Source organism: Vibrio sp. 10N.286.52.C3 (assembly GCF_041468865.1).
Taxonomy (GTDB): Bacteria; Pseudomonadota; Gammaproteobacteria; order Enterobacterales; family Vibrionaceae; genus Vibrio; species Vibrio crassostreae_C.
In genome coordinates, this window is the sequence record NZ_JBFRJM010000094.1 from 1 (window position 1) to 4,529 (window position 4,529).

The following is a 4,529-nucleotide window of genomic DNA, read 5'->3' on the forward strand; positions in this document are numbered from 1 at the left end:
CGTATTTTAGGACGAGACAACAAGATCAATTACTTTTGATGTTCGGGGTCATCGTCTAATGCGTGACTCGGTAAAGCATTCCAAACCGCCTTAACTAACGTTGCCAACGGGATAGCAAAGAACACGCCCCAGAATCCCCACAACCCACCAAACACTAACACGGCAACAATAATAGCCACTGGGTGCAGGTTCACCGCTTCAGAGAAAAGAACCGGAACGAGCACGTTACCATCTAGCGCTTGGATAATACCGTAAGCGAGAAGCAACCAGTAAAACTGAGGCTCTAATCCCCACTGGAACAGACCAACGATCGCTACCGGAACAGTCACAGCTGCCGCACCGATATAAGGGATCAGTACCGAGAAACCAACCGCGACAGCCAACAAGACTGAATAACGCAGATCCAGAATCGCAAAGGTTACGTAGCTGACACCACCAACAATTAAAATCTCTAAGACTTTACCGCGAATGTAGTTCGAGATTTGCTGGTTCATCTCTTCCCATACTTTGGTCGCTAAACGACGATTTCGAGGAAGTACACCGCTCGCCATTCTGATCATCTCTTCTTTGTCTTTTAACAAGAAGAAAATAAGCAGTGGTACAAGAATCAAGTAAACCGCTAAGGTCGCTAAGCTCACAAGAGAAGCAAGAGAACCTTTGACAACACTTTCACCAAAACCTAACGCTTTGTTCTTGGCGTTAGACATAATGGACTCAACGATCTGCAGGTTAGCTAATTCTGGATAGCGTTCAGGAATCGTCGCAATGAAGTTTTGCAAGCTGCCATACATGCTTGGGATATCATTAATTAGATTGCCCACTTGTTGCCAAATGGTTGGTACCAAGCCAAAGATCGCAAGTAGCATCACGCTAAAGAACATCATGATCACCAACATCACCGAAGGCGTTCTTGGAACACCGAGTCTTTGAAGTTGGGTAACAGGCCACTCAAGCAAATAAGCCAACACAATTGCAACCAAGAGTGGCGCAATTAGGTGACCAAAGAAGTAGATCGTAATAAAGCCGAAGAGAATGATGGCAACCAAACTGACAGCATGGGGATCAGAGAAACGTCGTTTATACCAACGATTGACCATTTCAAGCATCTGACTGCAATTCCTTTTTAGTGACGAGGAGATGATGGTAATTAGAGCAAACCTCAGTGATGACGTCATAGGCTTGCTTAGACAAATAAGTAACAATATCTTTCATCGAACTGTTATCAGACACATAAATTGACAATGACTGCCCTACTTCTAACTTTACACTGTGACGCTTGGCTAATAATAGCGCCATTGGACAGCGCTCTTGGCGTAAATCTAGAATATTAGGTGTCATTCTTGAGCTCGATGCTTATTATAAGGGTCGTATTGTAATCTGTTTTTGAAAACGCGCCATCATTCATTCATCCTCCTTCATGATAGCGCACGCACTTGGCAAAGGTTAAATCAGATAAAGAACCAATTTCCATTGCACTTGTCTTACTGTCAGAAGAAACGGAGTATTACTGACTAATATGTTTAAACGCGCTCGCTCAATTGCTTGCTTATGCATCGCAGCTACATTAAGCACCCCAACTATGGCGAATACCAATAGTTTGGAGCTACCAGATATCGGTACCGCTGCTGGCGGCACACTCACTATCGACCAAGAGCTTATCTATGGTGATGCCTACATGCGCATCATCAGAAGTAGCCAGCCTATCGTAAACGACCCAGTTCTAAATCTATATATTGATACTCTTGGCCATCGTCTGGTCGCGAACGCAAATGATGTAAAGACACCTTTCCAGTTCTTTATGATCCGTGACCGCAACATCAACGCCTTTGCTTTCTTTGGTGGTTATGTTGCTTTGCACTCAGGTCTATTCCTGCATGCACAATCTGAAAGTGAATTAGCTTCTGTATTAGCGCACGAAATCGCGCACGTAACCCAACGTCACTTAGCGCGTAGTATGGAAGACCAAGCGCGCCGCTCTCCAGCAACCATTGCAGCGCTAGCAGCCTCTGTATTACTGGCAATTGCAGCTCCTGAAGCCGGCATTGCAGCCCTAACGGCAACGACTGCGGGTAATATGCAAAGCCAAATCAACTACACCCGTAGTAATGAAAAAGAAGCCGACCGCTTTGGTATCAACACGCTAGCAAAAGCTGGGTTTGATGTGAATGCGATGCCACGTTTCTTTGGCCGTTTAGCTGATGAATATCGCTATGCGAGCACACCACCGCCAATGCTACTGACTCACCCATTACCAGAAGACCGAATTACCGATTCACGTGCTCGTGCTCGTAGTTACCCGCCACTGAAACTGGCTCCCTCTCTGGACTACCACCTAGCAAGAGCCCGCATTGTTGCGCGCTATGCTGGCATTAATAATGATGCTGCTCTTGATTGGTTTGAGCGTCAGCTAAAGAAAGCCCCTAAAGCTTTGGTTCCGTCATTAGAATATGGCCAAGCACTGGTTTACCTAGACTCTAAAAAATTAGACAAAGCAGAGCCCATCCTGAACAAGCTGATTAACAGCGATCCAACCAACCTGTTTTATCTAGATGCTATTTCGGATCTGCACATCGAGAAGAAGCAGCCTGAGATTGCGATTAAAGAACTTAAATCGGCACTGGTTCGTCAACCAAACAACCCGGTTCTGACCATTAACTACGCCAACGCACTGATTGAAAATGAAGATCTTCAAGAAGCGGTTCGCGTATTGCAGCGTTACACGCACGATAACCCGAATGACACCAATGGCTGGCACTTACTTTCAAAAGTAAATACGAGCCTTGGTAATAGCGACGAAGAACTGGCTGCTCGTGCAGAAATTTTGGCACTGCAAGCCAACTGGAACAAAGCGATTCAGTACTACACGCAAGCAAGCCAAATCGCAGAATTAGGAAGCCTAAAACAAGCACGCTACGACGCTCGAATTGATCAGCTAATGATTCAACGAGAGCGCTTCTTGTCGCTACAATAGAGTGTTTACTGGTAACGCTCGTTGCCAGTATAAAAAGAAAGCTCAACGTTACACAAAAAAAAGAAGTCACCTATGGTGGCTTCAGCTAAACAATTAAATCAAAAATAATAATGAGGAAGAACCATGTCTGTCGTGATTTATCATAACCCACGCTGCTCAAAGAGCCGTCAAACTCTAGAAGTGCTTCAGGAAAACGGCGTACAGCCAGAGGTAATCAAATACCTAGAGACTCCGTTAACAGTTGAACAGCTGAAAGTACTGTTCACTCAGCTTGGTTTTGACAGTGTTCGCGACATGATGCGCACCAAAGAAGCGGACTACAAAGAAGCAAACCTTGGTGATGCTTCAGTCACTGATGAAGATCTTTTCGCCGCGATGGCAACCAATCCAAAACTGTTTGAGCGCCCAGTCGTTGTCGCGAACAACAAAGCAAAAATTGGTCGTCCACCAGAGCAAGTGCTAGAGATTCTGTAATCCAATATGAGCATTAACATTCTTGTTCTTTACTACAGCCGCCACGGCAACACACAAGCTCTAGCAAGGCAGATTGCACGAGGGGTTGAGTCTATCCCAAACTGTGAAGCCATGTTAAGAACGGTGAACGACGTGTACACGGTAGAAGAGCAGCCTGATTCACGCTATCAACCAACCGATCCTATTGCCTCGTTACAAGAACTTCGATCTTGTGATGGTTTGGCGCTAGGCAGTCCGGTTTGGTTTGGTAACATGGCCGGGCCAATGAAGCACTTTTGGGATAGCACGACATCAATGTGGATCAATGGTGATCTCATCGATAAGCCAGGTTGTGTATTTACCTCTTCTTCATCATTGCATGGTGGTCAAGAGACAACACAACAAAGCATGATGTTGCCCCTGCTTCATCACGGCATGTTAGTCGTGGGCATCCCCTACTCAGAACCGGCGCTGCACACCACTCAAACTGGTGGTACGCCTTATGGTGCAAGCAGTACTGGAGAGAGCGCTTCACTTAGCAAAGAAGAGATTGAGTTGGCGCAAAACCTAGGTAAACGCCTAGCGCGCATCGCAATAAATCAGAAGGGAATTTCTCAATGATGTATATGCCAGAGAAGGCTATGTCTCCCAAAACCAAGCTATTTCGCTACCTTGCTTTAGCGGGCAACTTGTCGCTTTTATTCTGGGTGGTGGCTTGGCAGATGACGCTTTCACCGCACCCTCATCTCAGTAATGTCACACTGGCGATTGCTTGGGCTATCCCGCTGTTATTGCCATTACCGGGCATTTTAGCAGGAAAACCTTATACGCACGCATGGGCAAATTTCGTCTTGATGCTCTATTTCCTACACGCATTAACTATCTTGTATGTAGACGATGGTGAACGTTTATTAGCGGCTGTAGAACTGCTTCTGACGACTCTAGGTTTCGCGGGCAATATCTTATTTACTCGCTTTAGAGCCAAAGAGTTAGGCATCAAGTTGAAGCGTCTTTCTGAAGTAGAAAAGAGAGAAAAAGCTAAGTTCGAGCAATAATATTGAGCCCATGCTTTTAAACTGACCGCTTACAATCGAGTAGGAGGAGG

General features: G+C 45.6%; 6 protein-coding genes. 4 read left to right on the plus strand and 2 right to left on the minus strand.

Annotation, left to right across the window (positions count from 1 at the left end; all coding sequences use genetic code 11):
* Positions 1-29: 29 nt before the first annotated feature.
* Together AB4138_RS23050 and AB4138_RS23055 are read right to left on the minus strand one after the other, a co-directional pair.
* Entirely contained in the window at positions 30-1,106 is a 1,077-nt protein-coding gene (locus AB4138_RS23050) for an AI-2E family transporter (RefSeq protein WP_017063383.1), read from the minus strand.
* Positions 1,099-1,338, minus strand: a complete 240-nt coding sequence (locus AB4138_RS23055; RefSeq protein ID WP_017060709.1) for a sulfurtransferase TusA family protein — start codon at positions 1,336-1,338, stop codon at positions 1,099-1,101. The genes AB4138_RS23050 and AB4138_RS23055 overlap by 8 nt, the downstream gene beginning before the upstream one ends.
* 178 nt (positions 1,339-1,516) lie before the next feature.
* Between AB4138_RS23055 and AB4138_RS23060 the strand changes: the two genes are divergently transcribed.
* The 4 genes from AB4138_RS23060 (at position 1,517) to AB4138_RS23075 (ending at position 4,479) form a co-directional block, all read left to right on the plus strand.
* Positions 1,517-2,971: a M48 family metallopeptidase gene (locus AB4138_RS23060; RefSeq protein WP_017060710.1), complete on the plus strand. Its 1,455-nt coding sequence runs from the start codon at positions 1,517-1,519 to the stop codon at positions 2,969-2,971.
* Between the two features lie 123 nt (positions 2,972-3,094).
* A complete protein-coding gene (arsC, locus tag AB4138_RS23065) occupies positions 3,095-3,445 on the plus strand; it encodes an arsenate reductase (glutaredoxin) (protein WP_017060711.1) in 351 nt (116 codons plus the stop codon).
* Between the two features lie 6 nt (positions 3,446-3,451).
* Entirely contained in the window at positions 3,452-4,045 is a 594-nt protein-coding gene (gene wrbA, locus AB4138_RS23070; RefSeq protein WP_017060712.1) for an NAD(P)H:quinone oxidoreductase, read from the plus strand.
* Positions 4,042-4,479 (plus strand): DUF2069 domain-containing protein, encoded by a 438-nt coding sequence (locus tag AB4138_RS23075; RefSeq protein ID WP_017060713.1) that lies wholly within the window; start codon positions 4,042-4,044, stop codon positions 4,477-4,479. Before wrbA ends, AB4138_RS23075 begins: the two co-directional genes overlap by 4 nt.
* Positions 4,480-4,529 lie beyond the last annotated feature (50 nt).

Excerpts from the sequence above, each read along its gene's own strand:
- AB4138_RS23075 (WP_017060713.1), top strand. The coding sequence starts at position 4,042 with ATGATGTATATGCCAGAGAAGGCTATGTCTCCCAAAACCAAGCTATTT.
- AB4138_RS23050 (WP_017063383.1), bottom strand. The coding sequence starts at position 1,106 with ATGCTTGAAATGGTCAATCGTTGGTATAAACGACGTTTCTCTGATCCC.
- AB4138_RS23060 (WP_017060710.1), top strand. The coding sequence starts at position 1,517 with ATGTTTAAACGCGCTCGCTCAATTGCTTGCTTATGCATCGCAGCTACA.
- AB4138_RS23055 (WP_017060709.1), bottom strand. The coding sequence starts at position 1,338 with ATGACACCTAATATTCTAGATTTACGCCAAGAGCGCTGTCCAATGGCG.
- wrbA (WP_017060712.1), top strand. The coding sequence starts at position 3,452 with ATGAGCATTAACATTCTTGTTCTTTACTACAGCCGCCACGGCAACACA.
- arsC (WP_017060711.1), top strand. The coding sequence starts at position 3,095 with ATGTCTGTCGTGATTTATCATAACCCACGCTGCTCAAAGAGCCGTCAA.